At 29.7% G+C, this 21,349-nt stretch carries 21 protein-coding genes, 2 tRNA genes and 1 pseudogene; 15 read left to right on the top strand and 9 right to left on the bottom strand.

Annotated elements, in window-relative coordinates:
- Window positions 1-1,498: pseudogene (locus QM495_RS10625) on the top strand (hypothetical protein); the annotation flags it as partial.
- Between the two features lie 71 nt (window positions 1,499-1,569).
- Here QM495_RS10625 and QM495_RS10620 read toward each other — a convergent pair.
- Entirely contained in the window at window positions 1,570-2,289 is a 720-nt protein-coding gene (locus QM495_RS10620) for a sulfite exporter TauE/SafE family protein (protein WP_408672084.1), read from the bottom strand.
- Between the two features lie 510 nt (window positions 2,290-2,799).
- Here QM495_RS10620 and QM495_RS10615 point away from each other — a divergent pair.
- The 4 genes from QM495_RS10615 to QM495_RS10600 all read left to right on the top strand — a co-directional run bounded on the left by QM495_RS10615 (window position 2,800) and on the right by QM495_RS10600 (window position 7,344).
- On the top strand, window positions 2,800-4,599 hold the full coding sequence (locus QM495_RS10615) for a HAMP domain-containing protein (RefSeq protein WP_408672083.1): 1,800 nt from the start codon (window positions 2,800-2,802) through the stop codon (window positions 4,597-4,599).
- Entirely contained in the window at window positions 4,571-5,230 is a 660-nt protein-coding gene (locus tag QM495_RS10610; RefSeq protein ID WP_408672082.1) for a response regulator, read from the top strand. The genes QM495_RS10615 and QM495_RS10610 overlap by 29 nt, the downstream gene beginning before the upstream one ends.
- A gap of 94 nt (window positions 5,231-5,324) precedes the next feature.
- Window positions 5,325-6,080: a hypothetical protein gene (locus QM495_RS10605; RefSeq protein WP_408672081.1), complete on the top strand. Its 756-nt coding sequence runs from the start codon at window positions 5,325-5,327 to the stop codon at window positions 6,078-6,080.
- 43 nt (window positions 6,081-6,123) lie between these two features.
- A complete protein-coding gene (locus QM495_RS10600; protein WP_408672080.1) occupies window positions 6,124-7,344 on the top strand; it encodes an ammonium transporter in 1,221 nt (406 codons plus the stop codon).
- Between the two features lie 271 nt (window positions 7,345-7,615).
- Here QM495_RS10600 and QM495_RS10595 read toward each other — a convergent pair.
- A tRNA-Leu gene (locus QM495_RS10595) sits at window positions 7,616-7,701 on the bottom strand.
- Window positions 7,702-7,722: 21 nt separating this feature from the next.
- A tRNA-Gly gene (locus QM495_RS10590) sits at window positions 7,723-7,794 on the bottom strand.
- A gap of 177 nt (window positions 7,795-7,971) precedes the next feature.
- Between QM495_RS10590 and cyoE the strand changes: the two genes are divergently transcribed.
- From cyoE to tsaB, 10 genes are all read left to right on the top strand, one after another.
- Window positions 7,972-8,877, top strand: coding sequence for a heme o synthase (cyoE, locus tag QM495_RS10585; RefSeq protein WP_408672079.1), 906 nt, complete (start codon window positions 7,972-7,974; stop codon window positions 8,875-8,877).
- Entirely contained in the window at window positions 8,878-9,459 is a 582-nt protein-coding gene (locus QM495_RS10580; protein ID WP_408672078.1) for a heme-copper oxidase subunit III, read from the top strand.
- Between the two features lie 53 nt (window positions 9,460-9,512).
- Window positions 9,513-10,493 (top strand): cytochrome c oxidase subunit 3, encoded by a 981-nt coding sequence (locus QM495_RS10575; protein ID WP_408672077.1) that lies wholly within the window; start codon window positions 9,513-9,515, stop codon window positions 10,491-10,493.
- A 19-nt stretch (window positions 10,494-10,512) separates the two neighbouring features.
- Window positions 10,513-10,866, top strand: a complete 354-nt coding sequence (locus tag QM495_RS10570; protein ID WP_408672076.1) for a cytochrome C oxidase subunit IV family protein — start codon at window positions 10,513-10,515, stop codon at window positions 10,864-10,866.
- Between the two features lie 69 nt (window positions 10,867-10,935).
- On the top strand, window positions 10,936-11,583 hold the full coding sequence (locus tag QM495_RS10565) for a hypothetical protein (RefSeq protein ID WP_408672075.1): 648 nt from the start codon (window positions 10,936-10,938) through the stop codon (window positions 11,581-11,583).
- 11 nt (window positions 11,584-11,594) lie between these two features.
- On the top strand, window positions 11,595-12,221 hold the full coding sequence (locus QM495_RS10560; protein WP_408672074.1) for an SCO family protein: 627 nt from the start codon (window positions 11,595-11,597) through the stop codon (window positions 12,219-12,221).
- Window positions 12,221-12,736, top strand: coding sequence for a DUF420 domain-containing protein (locus tag QM495_RS10555; protein ID WP_408672073.1), 516 nt, complete (start codon window positions 12,221-12,223; stop codon window positions 12,734-12,736). Before QM495_RS10560 ends, QM495_RS10555 begins: the two co-directional genes overlap by 1 nt.
- Window positions 12,736-12,945, top strand: coding sequence for a hypothetical protein (locus QM495_RS10550; protein WP_408672072.1), 210 nt, complete (start codon window positions 12,736-12,738; stop codon window positions 12,943-12,945). The genes QM495_RS10555 and QM495_RS10550 overlap by 1 nt, the downstream gene beginning before the upstream one ends.
- A gap of 91 nt (window positions 12,946-13,036) precedes the next feature.
- Window positions 13,037-14,365: a TolC family protein gene (locus tag QM495_RS10545; RefSeq protein ID WP_408672071.1), complete on the top strand. Its 1,329-nt coding sequence runs from the start codon at window positions 13,037-13,039 to the stop codon at window positions 14,363-14,365.
- A gap of 100 nt (window positions 14,366-14,465) precedes the next feature.
- Complete coding sequence (gene tsaB, locus QM495_RS10540; RefSeq protein WP_408672070.1) at window positions 14,466-15,137, top strand: tRNA (adenosine(37)-N6)-threonylcarbamoyltransferase complex dimerization subunit type 1 TsaB; 672 nt, start codon at window positions 14,466-14,468, stop codon at window positions 15,135-15,137.
- Window positions 15,138-15,141: 4 nt separating this feature from the next.
- On the opposite strand, the gene QM495_RS10535 is transcribed toward tsaB, so the two are convergent.
- The 6 genes from QM495_RS10535 to QM495_RS10510 all read right to left on the bottom strand — a co-directional run bounded on the left by QM495_RS10535 (window position 15,142) and on the right by QM495_RS10510 (window position 21,135).
- The gene (locus tag QM495_RS10535; RefSeq protein WP_408672085.1) at window positions 15,142-15,894 is read right to left on the bottom strand and encodes a mechanosensitive ion channel family protein; all 753 of its coding nucleotides are present in this window, start codon (window positions 15,892-15,894) and stop codon (window positions 15,142-15,144) included.
- 59 nt (window positions 15,895-15,953) lie between these two features.
- Window positions 15,954-16,316 (bottom strand): DUF1304 domain-containing protein, encoded by a 363-nt coding sequence (locus QM495_RS10530; RefSeq protein ID WP_408672069.1) that lies wholly within the window; start codon window positions 16,314-16,316, stop codon window positions 15,954-15,956.
- Complete coding sequence (locus QM495_RS10525; protein ID WP_408672068.1) at window positions 16,313-18,358, bottom strand: thioredoxin domain-containing protein; 2,046 nt, start codon at window positions 18,356-18,358, stop codon at window positions 16,313-16,315. The genes QM495_RS10530 and QM495_RS10525 overlap by 4 nt, the downstream gene beginning before the upstream one ends.
- A gap of 141 nt (window positions 18,359-18,499) precedes the next feature.
- Window positions 18,500-18,700 (bottom strand): dodecin family protein, encoded by a 201-nt coding sequence (locus QM495_RS10520; protein WP_408672067.1) that lies wholly within the window; start codon window positions 18,698-18,700, stop codon window positions 18,500-18,502.
- A gap of 145 nt (window positions 18,701-18,845) precedes the next feature.
- Window positions 18,846-20,033 (bottom strand): pyridoxal phosphate-dependent aminotransferase, encoded by a 1,188-nt coding sequence (locus QM495_RS10515; protein WP_408672066.1) that lies wholly within the window; start codon window positions 20,031-20,033, stop codon window positions 18,846-18,848.
- Between the two features lie 4 nt (window positions 20,034-20,037).
- The gene (locus QM495_RS10510; RefSeq protein ID WP_408672065.1) at window positions 20,038-21,135 is read right to left on the bottom strand and encodes a fatty acid desaturase family protein; all 1,098 of its coding nucleotides are present in this window, start codon (window positions 21,133-21,135) and stop codon (window positions 20,038-20,040) included.
- Between the last annotated feature and the right edge of the window lie 214 nt (window positions 21,136-21,349).

The raw sequence follows: 21,349 nt of genomic DNA, 5'->3' as shown, positions 1-21,349 counted from the left end.
TACCAACAAAGGGTTTTTGCCACCACGTGTGGCATTAACTAGTACAACATCTGCTAGTCCGCTGGCAGCACATGTTGCAGGTATGGTGGTGTATAACACAGCCACAGCAGGTGATGTTATACCGGGTTTATATGTTAATAATGGTACTGCTTGGGAAAAACAGATAGGAGCAACCAGTATTAATGGCCTTTATGATGGTAAAAGTGATGGTTCAAGTATTTTTCTTGGCGGTACTGGATTTAATGATGATGGTGCGAATCAGAATACGAGTGTAGGTATAAATGCGTTATATAACGATACATCTGGAACTGATAATGTAGGTGTCGGATATCAAGCATCACCTCACACGACTACAGGAAGCAATAATGCTGTAATTGGGAGCTATGCAAATTTCCTTAATTTTGGTAGTGATAATGTAGTACTAGGATCTCATGCGGGGTATCAAACGAATGGTTCAGGTAATGTTTTACTGGGTAATTATGCTGGTTATTTATCAAGCAGTCAGGCATTTAACAATAAGTTATATATTGAGAACTCAAGCTCAGCAACCCCTCTAATTTATGGTGAATTTGATAACAATTTAATTAGAATAAACGGGAATTATGAAGTTTCAGGAACGGTAAAAATTGAAAGTGGTACACCAGGAGTTGGAAAAGTGTTAACGTCTGATGCTACTGGATTGGCAAGTTGGATAACGCCTGCTGCAGCACCTACAACTACAGATGCGCTCACCGAAGGCACTACCAATTTATATTATACAGAAGCTAGAGTTTCTGCTAATACTAGTGTCGCTGCTAATACAGCAAAAGTTACCAATGCAACACATACTGGTGATGTTACAGGTGCAACAGCATTAACTATAGGAAATTCAAAAGTTACCAATGCTAAAGTAGCCACGGGTATTGATGCTGTAAAATTAGCTGATGGTACTGTTTCAAATACAGAGTTGCAGTACATAAATAGTTTAAGCTCTAACGCTCAAACACAGTTAGATAATATACTAGCCGATTTAGAAGCAGCAAAACAATATGCAATTTTTAGTTTATCATCCAACTCAACCAGTTACCTTGGAACTGGAGACCATTGTCCTTTTAATACTACGCACACATCCAACAATTCAATGGGGCTAATAACGCTTTATACTTCAGCCTATTATTCTGTTAATAATGGAGTAGCTAGTCTAGGGCGTGTAACGCTTAAAGGAGGTTACCGATACAAAATTTATGGTTATGTAAGATCTCTTAGTATAACTAACTATTATGGGTATTCAATTTTTAATGCAACTAACGGAACAAAAATTGGAACTGCTGGAGGAGGATTTGCAGATAGCGCCCAGAATCAAAGTGCTGGTGATCAGGGAAGCTATGCTTTTGTTGCACCAGTTACTGATACCTTATTTGAACTAAGAAAAACTGGTGGAACACTAACCAATTGGTATGCAGGAAATAACAATATAGCAGGTACTTATTTAATAGTGGAGTGTTTGGGTAAAATATAGTTTAATTTTATCGTTCTACAGATGCTTTATAATTCTTTTTAATTTTTATGATGTGTTGTAGTATTCTTAAATTAATTCATAAACAACCAATAAACACCTATAATTAAAGCAAATAAACCACTTGCAAATCTAATTCCTCTAAAAAAGTTGCTATTGTGGTTGTTTTTTGAGGTGTGAGAAATATGTCCAATAACAATAGCATAAGAAACCATAGCCAATATGGTTCCAATTCCAAACCCAATAATATATTCGGTAGATGCTAGTTTAGATGTAAATCCTAAAACGGGTAAAAACAATAAAAAATGAGCAATACCAGCTAAACCATGAACAAATCCAAAGGATAAGGAAGCTAAATTATTTTGTTTTAAATTTAAATGTTGATGATTGTGTGAGCTTTCTTCAGAGTGTTGATGAGAATGTTTGTGAATAATACCATTATTTTCAGTATGAATATGCGTATGTGAATGATTTTTTTCTTTTCTGAATAGTTGAATAAAAATCCAGATACTTAATCCAATCAACAATATACCTACTAATTTATCACTATGAGTTGAAATTTTTTCAACAGGAATAAATTCTTTAAAAAGTAAGAATAAAACACCAATTGACAACATTCCTAATAAATGACCAATTCCCCAAAAAAGACCAACTTTCCAAGCCTTTTTTTTGCTTTCAATAGCAAACGGTGTTACAGCTGCTAAATGATCAGGACCAGAAATTACATGAACAACAGCAGCAATAATTCCAGCAAATAAGGGAATATTAAAATCCATAAATATAAAAAATATCATAAAAATTAAAAATACAAATTATTCTATTGTTTAGGATTAATTTAATTAAAAATTATACTAAATGTTTAATATTAAACATTTATCAATTTTATCTTTGGTGAAATAAAAATTGTAATTTAGAACAAATACTACATTCAAGGTTATAACGTAATAAACGTTGCTTTTTTTAGGGGCTTCTAAAAATAAACACTATTGGAATACAGCAAACAAACAAGGTAATGCATCTCACAGCAATGGCTTACAACTTGAATAAACCTGCTTTTTAGTTGCTATAAACGACTGGGATGTACGTAGTTATTAATTTAGTTTCTGGGATTTATTGGTTTTATATTTACTCCAAAGATACATACGATTTCTGTGATTGTAGACTGCCAGCATTATCTTTTAGTCTTTGTTGCTTACGTATATTTGACGAGTTTGTAAGTATTTTACTTTATAAATATAATTCAATATTTAATAGTATTATTATTTTAATAATCTATTATAAAATATATCTTTGGATGATTATATATGAGAAGATTTTCAATAACAGATAAATTAATAATTGCATCATTTTTACTTAGTGTTGTTATAATTATTATTGTGGCATCATATTCTTTTTTTAATGCCAAGATTGCAATTTTAGATAGGGCTTTTAGTCAAATGAATTCTGTTAGGGTAATAAAGACCAATTTAATAGAAAATTTCTTTTATAATTGCAAAAAGGATGTTCAGTTGGCAACATCATCATCAGATATTCAAGGTATTATAAGGGAAATTAATGTATTAAATAATTCATCTGAGTTTAATATTATTGATAATAATTCATATAATTTTAATAACTCATTTGTGAATGAAATATTGAAAGAATACTATAATAATATTTATATTATAGGGTACAACAAGCTTGTATACCCTGTTAAAGCGAATGGGGTAGATAATATTAACTATAATTTATTATGGAAAAACACCATTGCAAGTAATTCAGTTTATTTAAATGATTTTTCTCAAACAGACAGTTTAAGCCAATTTCATATTACTTTAAGTTCAAAAATAACCGATTCGCAGAATAACCCTATTGGAATAATTGTGTTTGAGATACTCCCTAGCGCAATAGATTCAATAATGTTAAACAACGACCCTTCTAATGGGCTTGGAATATCGGGAGAATCCTATTTGGTAGGAGACGATTATTTGATGCGAAGTTCTTCACGATTTCAAACTAATTCTATATTAAACACCTATGTAGAAACAGAAGCCGTTGATTCTGCATTTGTGAATTTACCAGGCACAAAAGTTATAAAAGATTATCGAGGAGTTAAAGTTCTAAGTTCTTATAATAAAATAAATATCCCAGATCTTAATTGGGCTATCTTTGTAGAGATTGATTATAAGGAAGTTACAGTCCCTATATACAAAATACGAAATGAAATAATTTTTATTAGTATATTTATATTTCTCATTGTTTTAATTGTAATTATTGTTCTTTCTAAAAAAATAACATATCCTATTCAAAAACTTAATCAAGCCGCTCATGAGGTAGGATTAGGAAATTTCGAGGTTGAGATACATTATAATTCAAACGATGAAATAGGCGAGTTAAGTGATACTTTTAATCAGATGATTGAAAAGCTAAAAACACAAGCCAAAGAATTAGAAATTGAAAAGTCAAAAAGTTTACGTTCTTTAATTGATGGTCAAGAAACTGAAAGGCAAAGATTGTCTAGAGAATTACACGATAGTTTAGGGCAGTTATTAATAGGTTTAAAATTAAAATACGAAAGTTGCCTTAACCAGTTGATACATAAAACGGATAGCTTTGCCGATTTAAGCATTCTATTTGATCAAACCATTGAAGAAACACGTAGAATATCCAATAATTTAATGCCAGCAACTTTGTCGGAGTTTGGTTTAACAAGTTCCGTAAGAAATATTTGTAACGAAATTTCAGAAACAACAGATATTCATATTCAGTATAATGTGGAGGGCTCTAGAAAAAATCTTAATTTAGAAGTTAAAATTTATCTTTTTAGGATAATTCAAGAAGGACTTACAAACATAATAAAGCATTCCAAGGCTAAAAATGCAAGTATCCTTCTTTTGTTTGAAGAAGATATTATTTCTATCAGTATTGAAGATGATGGTTGTGGTTTTGACCAATCAAAAACTAAATTTGTAAAATCGAATGGATTAAATAATATTAAAGATAGAGTTGCTTTATTATCTGGTAAACTTGTAATAATTTCGGCAATTTTAAAAGGAACAAAAATTAATATTGAAGTCCCTATTAATACTGAGAGTGATGAATGTGATAAAAATTATATTGGTTGATGATCATCAAATAGTGAGAGATGGTATAAAAGCTTTATTATTAGAAAACCCTAATATTGAGATAATTGGCGAGGCACAAAGTGCTTACGAATTTTTCAACTTGCTTAAAACACAAATCCCAGACGTTGTTTTATTAGACATTTCTTTACCTACGATGTCGGGTATAGAAGTTTCAAAAATACTATCCTCCAATTTCCCGAAAATAAAAAAGTTGATGTTGTCGATGTATACCTCAGAAGACTTTATTTTTAATGCAATTAAATCAGGAGTAAATGGCTATTTACCTAAAAACACAACTCGTAAAGAACTGTTAAAAGCTATAAATGAAGTGTATAATGGTAGAGAATATTTTAGTAAATCAATATCAGATACTATTTTAAAAAGCTATCTTAAAAGCGCAAAATACGGAAATAACATTTCTAATGATAAACTAAGTAATCTTACTAAAAGAGAACACGAAATACTACTTTATGTTGTAGAAGGAATAAATAACCCCAATATTGCTAAAAAATTAAATATAAGTATTAGAACAGTAGAAACTCACAAAACAAGTATTATGCGTAAATTAAATCTAAACAGTACAGTCGATCTAGTCAAATTTGCCATAAAAAATAACATTATCGAATTATAAAACTACGTAAAACACGTATCTAATTATACGTAATAGCACAATTGCCTAGAATCTATATTCCTTGCATCTTTATACTTTAATTTAAAATTAAAAGATGAAAGAATATCGTTTTATAGTTTTATGGGCAATAATATTCAGTCTATCAAGTAGTTTGTATGCGCAAAAAGACAGTACTGAAGTAGAAAATCCAATTAGTATTAGTTGTGATTTAATGAGCAGATATGTGTGGAGGGGTACAGATTTTGGAGCATCACCAAGTATTCAGCTAGGTGTTGAATATAGTAAATCAGGATTTGCAATTGGAGCTTGGGGTGCTTATGCTATTAACTTTCAGGGTTATCAGGAATCGGATTTATATATTAAATACACTTTTCACAAAGAAATATTTACTGTAATGGTAACCGATTATTATTTTCAAAGCGATTTGGTAAGTCAAAATTATTTTGATTACAAAAAATTGACCACAGGTCACGTTTTCGAAGCAGCACTTACATTTAATGGAACTGAAAAATTACCTCTATCTCTAATGATTGCTACCAATGTATATGGTGCCGATTCTAAAAAAATAAATGATGATGGAACCGTAGGAGAAAATCAATATTCTACCTATGCCGAATTAACGTATTCGTTTAAGCATTTTGATATTTTTATGGGAACTAACTTAACTCAAGTAGATAGAGATAAGGGCGAGTCTGGATATTATGGCAATTATATGGGTGTCGTAAATTTAGGTATTACCATTACAAAAGAGATTAAAATAACAAGCTATTATAATTTACCATTAACAGTATCGCTAATAACTAATCCACAAGCAGAAAAAGTTTATTTAGTAGCTGGATTTTCATTTTAGAAATACAATTTTTTTAATTTAATAATAACATAAATTTATAATTATGGGTTTTGATACAGGAACTACAACATTTATGATTCTTAGCACAAGTCTTGTAATGTTAATGACACCCGGTCTGGCTTTCTTTTATGGAGGCTTAGCAGGGAAAAGAAACATTTTAGGTATAATGATGCAAACATTTGTATCTTTAGGTATTACCACAATTTTATGGATAGCTTTTGGATATTCACTATGTTTTAGCGGAGGCGAAGGCGGAATTATTGGTAATTTTGATTGGGCTTTCCTTAAAGGGATTGCTTTTGACGATGCCTATTCTGGTGCCGGAGGAAAGTATCCGACCTATATTTTTATTGCATATCAAATGATGTTTGCAGTTATTACACCTACACTTATTACAGGAGCATTTGTAAATAGAGTTACATTTAAGGCATATTTAATTTTCTTAGTGGCTTGGCAAATTTTCGTTTATTATCCTTTCGTTCATATGATTTGGGGTGGTGGATTGTTAGCCGAATGGGGCGTTTTAGATTTTGCAGGAGGTATTGTTGTTCACGCAACAGCAGGTTTTGCAGCTTTAGCATCTGTTATTTATGTAGGTAAAAGAAAAGATACTAAATCGATTCCTAACAGTATTCCTTTAGTTGCTATTGGAACAGGTTTATTGTGGTTTGGTTGGTATGGTTTTAATGCTGGTAGTGAATTACAAGTTGATGCTATTACAACAACAGCATTTTTAAATACTGATGTTGCCGCCTCAGTAGCAGGTGTTACTTGGTTAATAATAGAATGGATTAGAGAAGGGCGACCTAAATTTGTAGGATTATTAACTGGCTTTGTTGCTGGTTTAGCAACTATTACACCAGCAGCAGGCTTTGTACCTTTATGGGCCGCTATGGTTATAGGCCTTGTGGCAGGTTCACTTTGTTATGTTGCAGTACAGTTTAAAAACAAATGGGGCTGGGATGATGCTCTTGATGTATGGGGTGTACACGGAATGGGTGGCGTTTTTGGAACAATTATGTTAGGAATATTTGCCTCATCAACTATTAATGGGCAATCTGGTTTGTTAGAAGGTAATTCAGCTTTCTTTATAAAAGAAGTTGTTGCGGTTATTGCAGCTTCAGCCTATGCTTTTGTTTTCACATATGTAATGCTTATTGTAATAAATTTTGCTACAAAAGTTAAAGTATCTGAAGAGGATGAGCAAGCAGGACTTGATGATGCTTTACACGGAGAGCAGGCTTATGACGAAGGTGCTTTATAAAAACATATAGTATTTAAATGTAATATTATTATTAATGATGGAGACTTTTTGTCTTCATCATTTTTTTAGAAAATAAACTACTTTTCTTTTCTAAAATATTTTCATTCAATTTATTATAATTAACAATTATGTAGGGCAACGCCCCTCTATACGCAGTGAGGTTCTGGTTTTTTAAATAGTTGTAACGAAGTTACATGAAATTTTTTCAGCAAATGAGTCAGTATAAAACCTAAAAAACTCTTGAAAATCAAACGATTAACAAGAGTTTTAGTACTGAAGACGGGACTTGAACCCGTACGGGCCTTACAGCCCACTGGATTTTAAGTCCAGCGTGTCTACCAATTCCACCACTTCAGCATTGGTATTTTTATATTGTAGAGCGAAAGACGGGATTTGAACCCGCGACCTCCACCTTGGCAAGGTGATGCTCTACCCCTGAGCTACTTTCGCAGTCATATTTTTTAGAACGTACACTCAATCTCTCAAATGCGAGTGCAAATTTAAAATAATTAAACTAATTGCAAAGACTTTTTTATAAATTATTTCAATTATTTTTTTAATCAACTAACTATTAGGTTGTAATTCTCTAATAAAAAAATATATTTGCACTTACTTTAACTAATTTTAATGCAAATAACTTCAAATTCGAGAACTGTTAATGTGAATATTTCAGCAGTATTTAATGATTTTAAAGAACTAACAAAGGTTGGTTTATCATTAAGTGTTGTATTTTCATCGTTAGCAGGTTATTTATTAGCGGTTGATAAAATTCATATACCAACACTGGTAATGCTTGCTATTGGTGGTTATTTAATGGTTGGTGCATCAAATGCATTTAATCAAATTATTGAAAAAGATACCGATGCTTTAATGAAGAGAACCATGAACAGACCTTTACCAACAGGTAGAATGCATGTTTCAATGGCGTTGCTTATTGCAATTTCATTTACAATTTTAGGTTTGGTAATTTTATATAGTATTAATCCTAAAAGTGCTTTATTTGGAGCAATTTCTATATTTTTATATACAAGTATTTACACACCTTTAAAATCTATAACACCTCTGTCGGTTTTTATAGGTGCTATTCCTGGAGCTATACCTTTTATGTTAGGTTGGGTAGCCGCTACAAATAATTTTTCTATTGAACCTGGGATGTTATTTTTAATTCAGTTCTTTTGGCAATTTCCTCATTTTTGGGCTATTGCTTGGCTACAATATGATGAATATAAAAAGGCAGGTTTTAACTTAATGCCAATGGGACAAAAAAATAAGAAAGCGGTTGTACAAATTATAATTTATACTATTTGTTTACTACTTGTTTCAATAATACCAGTTTTGAAATTAACAGGAAGTTTTTATATTTACCCAATTACTGCAGTTATTTTGCTTCTTTTAGGAAGTATAATGTTGTTTTATGCAGTTAAATTGTATAAAAATCAAACAAATAAAGAAGCAAGGCAGTTAATGTTATCGAGTGTTTTGTACATAACATTAATTCAGGTAATTTACGTAGCAGATAAATTTTTACATTAAATGGATAATACATTAAAACAAGAATTAAATCAAGCAAAAAGAAAGTCAGCCAAACCTATGTTGTGGGTTTCAATGATTAGTATGACAATGATGTTTGCAGGCTTAACAAGTGCTTATGTTGTAAGTAGAAAACGTAATGATTGGGTATCTTTTGATTTGCCCGATGCATTTTTTACAAGTACAATATTAATAGTTGTAAGTAGCCTTACTTTTATGTTGGCTAAATTTTTTATTAAAAAAGAAAATAGACAATTAACAACTTTATTTTTAGCTTCAACGTTAATTTTAGGTGTAAGTTTTATTTATTTTCAGTTTGAAGGATTTAATGAATTGTATAATTCAGGCTTGTATTTTGCAGGCGCTCAAAGTACCGTAAAATCATCTTTTATTTACGGAATTACGCTAGTACATTTAGCACATATTGCAGCTGGAATTATTGTGCTGCTGGTTGTATTTTATAATCATATAACAAAAAAGTATTCTTCAGTAAATTTTTTAGGATTAGAATTAGGTGCAATATTTTGGCATTTTGTTGATATTTTATGGATTTATCTATTTTTATTTTTCTATTTTATTAGATAATAAAAAAAATGTACTTTTGGCGGAACTAAACTAAAAATCAAAACAATACTTTTATGGAATCAACTATTGCTACTAACGCTAATAGAGATAATTGGAATGGAGGAGAAAAAAAACCTTTAGGTGTAAGTTATGGTAAAATGATGATGTGGTTTTTCATTTTATCTGATGCATTAACATTTTCGGGTTTTTTAGGCGCTTACGGTTTAATGCGTTTTAAATTTATTGATTCTTGGCCAATTGCTGATGAAGTTTTTACCCACTTCCCGTTTTTACACGGAGTACATGCACCAATGTATTATGTTGCATTAATGACATTTGTTTTAATATTTTCATCGGTAACAATGGTATTAGCTGTTGATGCTGGTCATCAAATGAACAAAGCCAAAGTAACTTTTTATATGTTTTTAACTATAATTGGTGGAGCAATTTTCTTAGGCTCACAAGCTTGGGAATGGAAAAATTTTATAGGAGGTTCGTATGGAGCAATTCAATTAAACGATGGTAAAATTATTCAATTTGTGGATGCTATAGGGCATCAGGTTACTTTAGAAAGTTTTGCAAAAAAAGGACATTCAGGAAGAATACAACATACAAAAAGTAATGGTTTATGGTATGTGGAAGAAGCAAATTTACCAGCAATAACTATAAATGAAGTTATTGAAGGTTTTAAAGCGCATCCGGAATTAAATATAAGAACGGAACAAATAAATCTTGAATTAAAGAAAAAAATAATAGTTCCACGTGCAAATGCTATGAAATATTTAAAAGAAAGTAAAGCGGTAGTTGTAGGTGCAAATCTAAGTGAAAATGAATATGGTAAAACGTTGTTTGCTGATTTCTTTTTCTTCATAACAGGATTTCACGGTTTTCATGTTTTATCTGGAGTCCTTATCAATAGTATTATCTTTTTTAATGTTATTATTGGAACTTATGAGCGAAGAGGACATTATGAAATGGTTGAGAAAGTTGGTTTGTATTGGCACTTTGTAGATTTAGTTTGGGTATTTGTATTCACATTCTTCTATTTAGTTTAATTCAAAAAAAGAAATTAAAATGGCACACGCACAAGAACATACATCACATACAAAATTAATTTGGAAAGTATTTGGAATACTTTCAGCAATAACGCTGGTTGAAGTAATTTTAGGTATTCTAAAACCAGCACCTTTACATTTAACTCATTTTTTAGGAACAAGCATACTAAATATTATATTTTTAGTATTAACCTTGGTAAAAGCATATTTTATTACATGGTTTTTTATGCATATGGCCGATGAAAAAAAGAATTTAAGAGGAGCTGTTGTATGGACAGCACTTTTCTTAATTACGTATTTAGCCACGTTATTACTGATTGAAGGAAGTTATATAAATGAGGTTTTAGGTCCATTAACAAAATGGAATTACTAAACAAAAAAATATTTTAAAAGAAGAAGGTGGTTTTTAACCACCTTTTTTTATTTTTACAAAAAATAAAGTATGAAGAAATTTTGGGTACTTTTTAGCTTATTTATTTTACCATTAGTATTTTATATTTTCTTATCAAAAGGAATTTATAAGTATTCTAATTTGCCAATATTAACTGAAGATGTAATTGATATAAAAGAATTATCTTCGGTTGAAAGCAACTCCTTTTCCAAAAAACTGTCTATTGTTTGCTTTTTAGGAAGTAATATTAATGAAGCAAAAGCAAGTTTATTTAATTTAAATCAAACGGTTTATAAACGTTATTATCTAAAACCTTTATTTCAAATGGTTGCGATACTTCCTGAAGGCATGGAAAGTGAATATAAAGAAGTAATTAGTGAACTTTCTGCATTTACAGATATTAAAAACTGGCATTTTATTTACGCTACTAATGAAAATATTCATAAGCTTTTTAAAAGCTTTAAAACACCTTATAATTTAGATAAAAACCTGTATTCAGAAAATGCATATATTATAGATATGGAGTTGCGTTTACGAGGAAGAAAAGATGATGAGGATACAGAAGGAGGAAAGCTGTATGGTTATAATATGAGATCGGTTTCAACGTTAAAAAACAAATTGAAAGATGATATTAATATTATTTATTATCAATTAAAAAAATCTAAGGAGAAACAACAACGAAGAAAAAGAGAAATCTAAGATTATTAAACATGAAGAAATATTCATACATAGGCGTAGCTTTTATCATTTTAATTTTTGGAATTTATGCAATCCCTAAAATTGTAAATAAATTTAAAACACCACAATTAGCTACAATAAATAAAGTTCCTTCGTTTGAGTTTATAAATCAAGATGGAAAATTAATTTCAAATTCATTTTATACTAATAAAGTGTATGTAGTAGAGTTTTTCTTTACAACGTGCCCAACTATTTGTCCAAAAATGACTGAAAGCATGGTAACCATTCAAAACAAGTTTTATGCGTATCAAGATTTTGGAATTGTTTCTTTTAGCATCAATCCAAAACATGATACACCAGAAATTTTAAAACAATATGCAAAAGATCACGGAGCAACATTAAAAAATTGGAATTTTTTAACTGGAGAGCAAGATGCTATTTATGAATTAGCAAATAACGGATTTACGTTGTATGCTGGTGAAAATAGTGATGCGAAAGGTGGTTTTGAACATTCAGGTTTATTTGCATTAATAGATAAACAAGGAAATATTCGCTCTAGATTAGATAAGTTTGGAAATCCAATTGCATTTTATGATGGTTTAGATCCAAAAGGAGTTGAAATGATAAAAGAAGATATAGCTATATTATTAAAAGAATAATGACAACTGATTTAAAGAAATATAACAAGTGGATTGTTATTTTATCAATTGCAATTCCATTAGTAGTTACCATTTTATTTGGTGTAAAAATTGATGCTCAATTGCCTGTTTTTTTACCACCAATTTATGCAACTATAAATGCATTTACTTCCATAATTTTAATTATTGCAGTTTGGGCTGTTAAAAATAAAAAAACGCAACTTCATAAAAAATTAATGAAAACTGCGATAGTATTTTCAGTGCTTTTTTTAGTGTTATACATTGCCTACCATATGACATCAGAGTCTACAAAATTTGGAGGTGAAGGAGCTATAAAAATTAGTTACTTTGTAATTTTAATATCTCATATTATATTATCAATTGCAGTAATTCCATTTGTGTTAATTACATATATACGTGCTATCACAAATAACATTGAACTTCATAAAAAAATTGCAAAGTTTACATTTCCTTTATGGTTGTATGTTACTATAAGTGGTGTGGTAGTTTACTTAATGATTTCTCCGTACTATTAATGAAGAAAGTTTTTTTCATATTATTATTTTTAAGCTTACAAATTGCAAATGCACAATGCGCAATGTGTAGGGCTGTAGTGGAAAGTGGAGGTAAATCTCAAGCTGAAGGATTAAACGCTGGAATTCTTTATTTAATGGTATTTCCTTACCTTTTAGTAGGTGCGTTGTTTTACTTTATTATTAAAAATAGAAGAAAGAATAAAATTTAACACTTCTATAAGAGATAAAGAGTGTAACAAATAATAATTTTAGTCGTCATATAAAACAATATCAGCTTAACCATAAACTCAATTCTATAAAATGAGAACAAAAATTGTTACAATTTTGGCATTTGTATTTTTTATAACTGTAAATGCACAAGATAAAAAATGGACACTTCAAGAATGTGTAAATTACGCTTTAGAAAATAATATTACAATTAAGCAAAACAAATTAAATATTGAAATAAGTCAGGAAAATGTAATTAGTTCAAAAGGTAATTTTTTACCAAATTTAAATGCTTCAACAAGTGGTAGTTTAAATTTCGGATCGGGTTTTGATCCTGTTTCTCAAAATAGAGTTTCAACAAGTACTTTTGGTGGTTCTTTTGGAATTAATTCTGGAATAACAGTTTTTAACGGTTACAGAAATTTAAACACTTATAAACAAGCTCAAATAGGCGTTGAAGGAAGTGAACTTGATTTAGAAAAAATTCAAGATGACATTTCTTTATTTGTTGTAAACACATATTTAAATGTATTATTTGCCAAAGAAAATTTGAGTGTTGCTAAAGTTCAATATGAAATTAGTACCAAACAAATTGAAAATGCAAAAGCTAAATTTGAAGCTGGCGTTGCACCAAAAGGAGATTTGTTAAATGCGCAATCAACTGCTGCTGCCGATGAGCAATCTGTAATTTCGTTTGAAAACACCTTGAATTTGGCGTTGTTAGATTTAGCTCAATTATTACAAGTTGAACCAGTTGGTTTTGATGTTGAAGTTATTGAAATAGCATCGCCATCCATTGCTTTATTATATAAAAATCCAAATGAAGTTTACCAAAAGGCATTAGGGAACAGACCTGAAATAAAAAGAGCTAAATTGGATATTGAATCTGCTGATTTATCGGTTGAAATAGCAAAGGCATCATATATGCCATCAGTTTCATTAGGTGCTAATGTTGGTACTGGCTACGGTTATAATCTTAAAAATAATTCATACATACCATTCTTTTCACAATTAGATGATAATTTAGGTTATGGTGTAAGCTTTAGCTTAAATATTCCTATTTTCAATAGAAATCAAACTAAATCTAATGTAAATAGACAATTAATTAACTATGAAATTTCAAAGTTTGGACTAGAGAGTCAAAAATTACAATTGCAACAAACTATTCAAAAAGCATATTACGATGCAAAAGCTGCTGTAAAAACGTATGAAGCTGCTAAAAAATCACTAATTGCTCAAAAGGAAGCTTTTAAAAATGCACAAGAAAGCTACAATTTAGGTGCAATGACACAGTTTGATTTTGATCAAGTTCGTAGTCGTTTTGTAAATGCTGAAGGAGCTATAATAAGAGCAAAATACGATTATATCTTTAAAACTAAAGTCCTAAAATTTTACTTTGGAGAATCTATTTTACTTGATTAGTTATTCAACAAATATTTAATTAAAACATCCAATCTAAAAATTGGATGTTTTTGTTTTAAAGCAATCAAATTAAGTATCTTTGCCTTTTAAAATTTAAACATTGACATATATTTTAAACATAGAAACAGCAACTAAAAATTGTTCAGTAAGTATAGCAAATAATGGGAAAACCATTGTTTTAAAAGAACTTAATAATGGTGCATACTCTCATGCTGAAAAATTACATGAATTTATAAATCAAGTTGTTAAAGAAGCAGGTATTCAATTGTCAGAATTAAAAGCAGTTGCAGTTAGTAAAGGTCCAGGTTCTTATACTGGATTAAGAATTGGAGTTTCGGCAGCAAAAGGAATGTGTTTTGCGCTAGATATTCCATTAATTTCGGTAAATACATTACAAGCATTAGCATTGTCAGTTTCAAATTATGAAGGGCTTGTAATTCCATTATTAGATGCAAGAAGAATGGAAGTATATAGCAGTGTTTTTAATTCAAATAATGAATCATTAAGAGAGGTAAAGGCTGAAATAATCTCTGCAGCATCATTTAGTGATTATTTAGAAGAAGAAAAAGTACATTTTGTTGGTGATGGTGTTGAAAAATGTAAAGGAATTATCACCCACAAAAATGCTACTTTTGTTGATGATAAATTACCTTCAGCAAATGAAATGTCTAAACTCTCATTTGAAAAGTACCAAAAAAATAATATTGAAGATGTTGCTTATTTTGAGCCTTTTTATTTAAAAGATTTTGTTGCTATAAAACCTAAAAAGTAAATTATTATTTTCTAATTTCAACTCTATGTGGGTAAGGTATTTCAATACCAGCTTTATCCAATGCTTTTTTTCCTTCTTCCAAAATTCCAAAATACACATCCCAATAATTTTCTGGCGTTGCCCACGGTCTAACAGCAAAATTAACTGAACTATCAGCTAATTCGGAAACATTTACAGTTGGAATAGGATCTTTTAAAACATTTTCATCATTAAGCATCACTTGCATTAATACTTCTTTGGTTTTTTTAATATCTTCATCATAGCCCACACCAAAGGTTAAATCTACGCGTAATTTTCCTTCTTCAGTATAATTTATAATATTTCCGTTTGATAATATTCCATTAGGAATAATGACTAATTTGTTTTCAGGAGAAGTTAGTTTGGTTACAAAAATTTGAATCTCTTTTACAACACCTAATTCGCCTTGTGCTTCAATTAAATCACCAACTTTAATTGGTTTAAAAATCATGATTAATGCGCCACCAGCAAAATTAGCTAACGCACCTTGAAGTGCTAATCCAATTGCCAAACCAGCAGCACCTAGTATGGCAATAAATGAGGTAGTCTCTATACCTACTTGAGAAATAGCAGTTATAAAAACTAATATTTTTAAAGTCCAATTTATTAAATCACCTGAAAATTTTTGAAGTGTAATATCAACACCTCTTTTAGCCATAACTTTTCTGGTGAGTTTTACTATTTTTTTAACAATCCATAATCCAATTATTAAAATTAGAATTGCTCCAATTGTATTTATTTAATTTTCTTTAATAAAATTGAAAGCTAGATCTAAATATTTTGGTATTCCATTGAGTTTTATTTTAATAGTAAAGTTAATATAATTCCGATTATAGCAGGTACAGCTTGTATATAAAACAGTTTTATTTTTTTTGTAGTAATTGCCCCGAATATACCTGCAATTATTACACAACTTAGAAAGAAAATTGCTAATTGCTCAAAGTTATTTTTATGTATAATTGACCATATAAGTCCGGCAGCTAAAAAACCATTATACAACCCTTGATTTTGTGCTAATGTTTTAGATGCTTTAGCTTCTTCTAGTTTTAAGCCAAAAGCTTTTAAACCTTTGGGTTTGTCCCAATAAAACATTTCTAAAATCATAAAATAAATATGCTCAAAGGCTACTAAAGCAACAAAGAAAATTTGTAAAGTTTTCATAATTTAATTTTTAATTGATTTAGCGCTTTTTCTGTTTCATTTACAGGAAGTTGACACGCGCCATCTACACAAATATAAATGAGGGTTTCATCTTCGTTATATCTTCCTTCCATAAGAGGAATATTGCTTTTTTTAGCGCTACCAGCAATTAATTTATTTGGAATATAGTTTTTGTTAATTTCAATTAATTTGTTTTTTGCGTCTTTTCCTGAAATAGCAACTTCATAATAATCACCTGAATAATCAGCCATTAATTGTAACCAATTTGAATGTCCAGATCCATATTGTAGAGTTCTATCTTTAACATTATTAAGCATTTGTTTACTAATTTTTAAATAATAGCTATTCGAATAATAATGACTTAATTTAAATAAGTTTTTTGCCATTATTGAATTTGAAGCAGGTATCACATTGTCTTCAACTTCCATTTTACGCGTAATTAAATTTGGATCTTTATTTGAGGTGAAGAAGAACATGTTACTTTCAAGATCATAAAAATGGTCAAAAGTATAATCCGTTAATTGTTTGGCTGTATTTAACCATAATTCATTAAAAGTAGCTTCGTATAATGAAATATAGGCATCAATAACAGTTGCGTAATCTTCTAAATACCCGTTAATAGTACTTTTACCATTTTTAAAATTATGATTTAAATTTCCGTTTTCTTGTAATTGCTTCGTATAAATAAACGTTGCATTTTTAATAGCTACATCTAAAAAATGTTGTTCATTAAAAACTTTGTAAGCATCAATATATCCTTTTAACATTAGTGCATTCCAAGAAGTTAAAGATTTATCATCTAGCCTTGGTTTGTTTTTTTTAGCGCGTTCTTTTAATAATGTTTTTTTCCAAAAAACTACTTTTTCTTCTAATTCTGAAATAGAAATGGCGTGTTTTTTAGCTATTTTGGATGCTGTATCTTTTCTAATAAGCACATAATTATCATGTTCCCAAAATCCATAATGATTTACATTGAAATAATCTGAAAATAGTTCAAAATCGTTTGCTAAAATTGTTTTTAACTCCTCCTTTGTCCAAACGTAATAAGCCCCTTCTTCTAATTTGCCTTTAGGGTTATTACTGTCTGCATCTAATGAAGAATAAAAGGCCCCTTCATTATTAGTTAATTCTCTCTCAATAAATTCAAGAGTTTGATATACGGTTTTTTTATATAAATTATTTTTTGTAGCCTGATAAGCTTCTGCATATAAACTCACCAATTGACCATTATCGTACAACATTTTTTCAAAATGAGGTACATGCCATTTTTGATCTGTAGAATAACGGGCAAATCCTCCTCCAATTTGATCGTACATTCCACCAAAAGACATGTTTGTAAGAGATGTATTTACATATTCTAAAATTTCTAAATCATCAGTTTGAATAGCATATCGAAGTAAAAACTGATAATTATTTGGCATTGGAAATTTAGGAGCGCCTTTTCTTCCTCCCAAATCAAAATCCATACGCTGTTTCCAGGTTTTTACGGCTAAGTTTAAATCATTTACTGTAAAATCTATTTGATTGTTATTTTTAGGAATTAAATCTGAATTTTTAACACCTTCCGTTAATTTTTCAGCATATTCAATAGCTTTTTCAGGAGTTTCAGAATATAATTTTGAGAGCTGATTTAATGCATTTATCCAATTTTCTTTTGGGAAATATGTGCCGCCCCAAATAGGTCTTCCATCAGGTAGGGCAACACAATTTAAAGGCCAACCACCTCTTCCTGTAATTAATTGAACGGCATTCATATATACTTGATCAATATCTGGGCGCTCTTCTCTATCCACTTTAACACTAATAAAATATTTATTCATTATAGCAGCAACAGAATCGTTTTCAAAACTTTCCTGTTCCATTACATGACACCAATGGCATGATGAGTAACCTATTGAGATTAATAGTAACTTATTCTCTTTTTTTGCTAGTTCAAGAGTTTCTTCATTCCACGCATGCCAATTAACAGGATTATGTGCATGTTGTAATAAATAGGGGCTTGTTTCCTTAATTAGACTATTAGTAAATTTATATTCGGGCATTTTTTTATCTGTTTGACTGGTGCAAGTGGTTAAAGTAGTTAGTAAAATTAGTAAAAGAAATGTACGCATTAAAACATGAATTAAATTAAAGTATAAAAAGAAAGCGCTTTTTAAAGCGCTTTAAATATTGTTTTTTAGAGTTTATTTTACTTCAAAAGTAATTTTAACATTAACTCTAAATGCTTCAACTTTATTATCATTAACAACAACACTTTGCGATTGTACAAAAGCTGATTTAATATGATTTATACTTTTTGATGCATGTGCTATCGCTTTTGTTGTAGCATCTTCCCAACCTTTGTCAGAACTTGCCATAACTTCAATCACTTTCATTACCGCCATAATATTTATTTTTTTTAATTAATAATACTAAAATATACAAAAATTATTAGAATTGTATAAATGAGCATTTAATAATGAAGTTTATTTGTAATAAAAAAAAGCCGAGCAATTTGCTCAGCTTTTGGTTCATAATAAATAGTTGTAATTAGCTTACTACTTTTTTAATTCTGTTAATGGCTTCTCTAAGTTGAGCTTCAGAAGCAGCATAAGATATTCTAATGCAATTTGGAGCACCAAAAGCTTCACCAGATACTGTTGCTATATTTGCTTCATTTAGTAAAAACATGGAAAAATCTGCTGCTGTATTTATCTTAATTCCTTTAAATTCTTTTCCGAAGAAACCAGAAACATTTGGAAACACATAAAAAGCACCACCAGGAACATTTAATTCAAAACCATCAATTTCTCCTAGTAATTCTAAAACCATATTTCTACGGTTTTTGAATTCATCAACCATATATTGAATTTTTGAAACTGGAGCTTCTAACGCTGTTATAGTAGCTCGTTGAGCAATACAGTTTGCACCAGAAGTTATTTGCCCTTGCATTTTTGTACAAGCTTTAGCAATCCATTCTGGGGCACCAATATATCCAATTCTCCAGCCGGTCATAGCAAAAGCTTTTGCTACGCCATTAATGGTAATTGTACGGTTGTACATACTTTCTATCTTAGCAAAACTAAAAACGGGATCACCATAATTAATATGCTCGTAAATCTCATCAGATATTATATAAATATTTGGATGTTTTTCTAAAACTTTTGCAAGTGCTCTAAACTCTTGTTCACTATAAATTGTACCACTTGGGTTGTTTGGTGAATTAAAGAAAATTAACTTTGTTTTAGGTGTTATAGCAGCTTCTAATTGTTGAGGCGTAATTTTAAAATTAGTTTCAATGGTAGAAGGAATTTCTTTAAAAGAAGCTTCGGCTAAAATAGTAATTGCTGAATAACTTACCCAATATGGCGCAGGTAATAATACTTCATCTCCGGGGTTTAATAATACCATTGCAACGTTTGCAATAGATTGTTTTGCGCCTGTTGAAACAACCACTTGATTTGGGTTATATTCTAAATTATTATCGCGTTTAAACTTATTACAAATAGCTTGTTTTAGTTCTAAATAACCATCAACAGGAGTATAAGAATTGTAATTATCATCAATAGCTTGTTTAGCTGCATTTTTAATAAAATCTGGAGTATTAAAATCAGGTTCTCCTAAACTTAAACTTATAATATCTTTTCCTTCAGCTTTTAATTCTCTTGCCTTAGCTGCCATTGCTAAAGTTTCTGAAATTGGTAAACTGTTAATTCTGTTTGATAATTGTTCGTTCATAAAATTATGTGTACGATGGTTTTGCACCTAACGTTTTTAGTTGATTGAAATGCTCTGAAAGCGCTTTTTGAAAAGTTTTATATTCGTTGTATGGTAAATTAAATTCTAATGTTGTTTCTCTTACAATTTTAGCTATTTTTCCGTAATGAATATGGGAAATATGTGGAAAAATATGATGCTCAACTTGATGATTTAGACCGCCTGTATACCAAGAAATAAATTTGTTTTTTGGTGCAAAATTAGAAGTAGTAAATAATTGGTGTACTGCCCAAGTATGTTCTAAATTTCCTTCTTTGTCTGGTAAAGGCATTTCAGTATTTGGAACTACGTGTGCTAATTGAAAAACAACACTTAAAATCATTCCTGCAGTATAATGCATTGCAAAAAAGCCAATTAATATTTTCCACCACGCAATGTCTAAAACTATTAATGGTAAAACAATCCAAAGTAAATAGTATATAATTTTAGAAATTATTAAAACGGTCCATTCAGATGTTGGATTTGGAAATTTACCATACGATAGTTTCCGTTTTAAGTAACTGTGCATTTGCTTAAAATCGGTTGTAATTGCCCAATTTATAGTTAATAAACCATATAATAAAAAGGAATAATATTTTTGAAATTTATGAATTTTTAACCACTTTGTATGTTTAGAAAATCGAATAATTCTACCCGCATCAATATCTTCATCATGCCCTTGAATATTTGTAAATGTATGATGTAAAACATTGTGTTGCACTTTCCAGTTATATACATTTCCTGCCAAAATATAAATACTGCTTCCCATTATTTTATTTACCCATTTTTTACTTGAAAAGGATTCATGGTTACTATCATGCATTACATTCATACCAACTCCTGCCATGCCAATTCCAATAACTACAGTTAATAAAAGTAACGCCCATTGAGGCATAGAAACGGTTAATATTAAAATTAAAGGCACAAGGAAAACAGTAAACATAATAATAGCTTTGGAATATAATTTCCAGTTACCAGTTCTTTTAATTTTATTTTCTTTAAAATAAGTATTGACTCTTTTGTTTAGCGTTCTAAAAAATTTCGCTTTGTCAATTCTTGAAAAATGTATCGCCTTGTTAATCATAATTTAATTTATATGTGACAAATATACATGCCAAAATTACACCAATTATCTTCTGGAGAAGAAATTTTTGGTAAAATATAACATTTTATCAAAAGATGTTAATTTAATTTAGAAAGAAGTAATTTTGCAAGCATAATATTACTATATGGAAATAATTTCATACTATTTTTCTGATTTGTCTGAAACACAAATTAATCAATTTTCTAAACTTGAA

It is taken from the genome of Lutibacter sp., from assembly GCF_046055765.1.
In the GTDB taxonomy this organism is placed as follows: domain Bacteria; phylum Bacteroidota; class Bacteroidia; order Flavobacteriales; family Flavobacteriaceae; genus Lutibacter.
The sequence above is the reverse complement of the archived record's forward strand: the minus strand, read 5'-3'. Positions and strand labels throughout refer to the sequence as shown.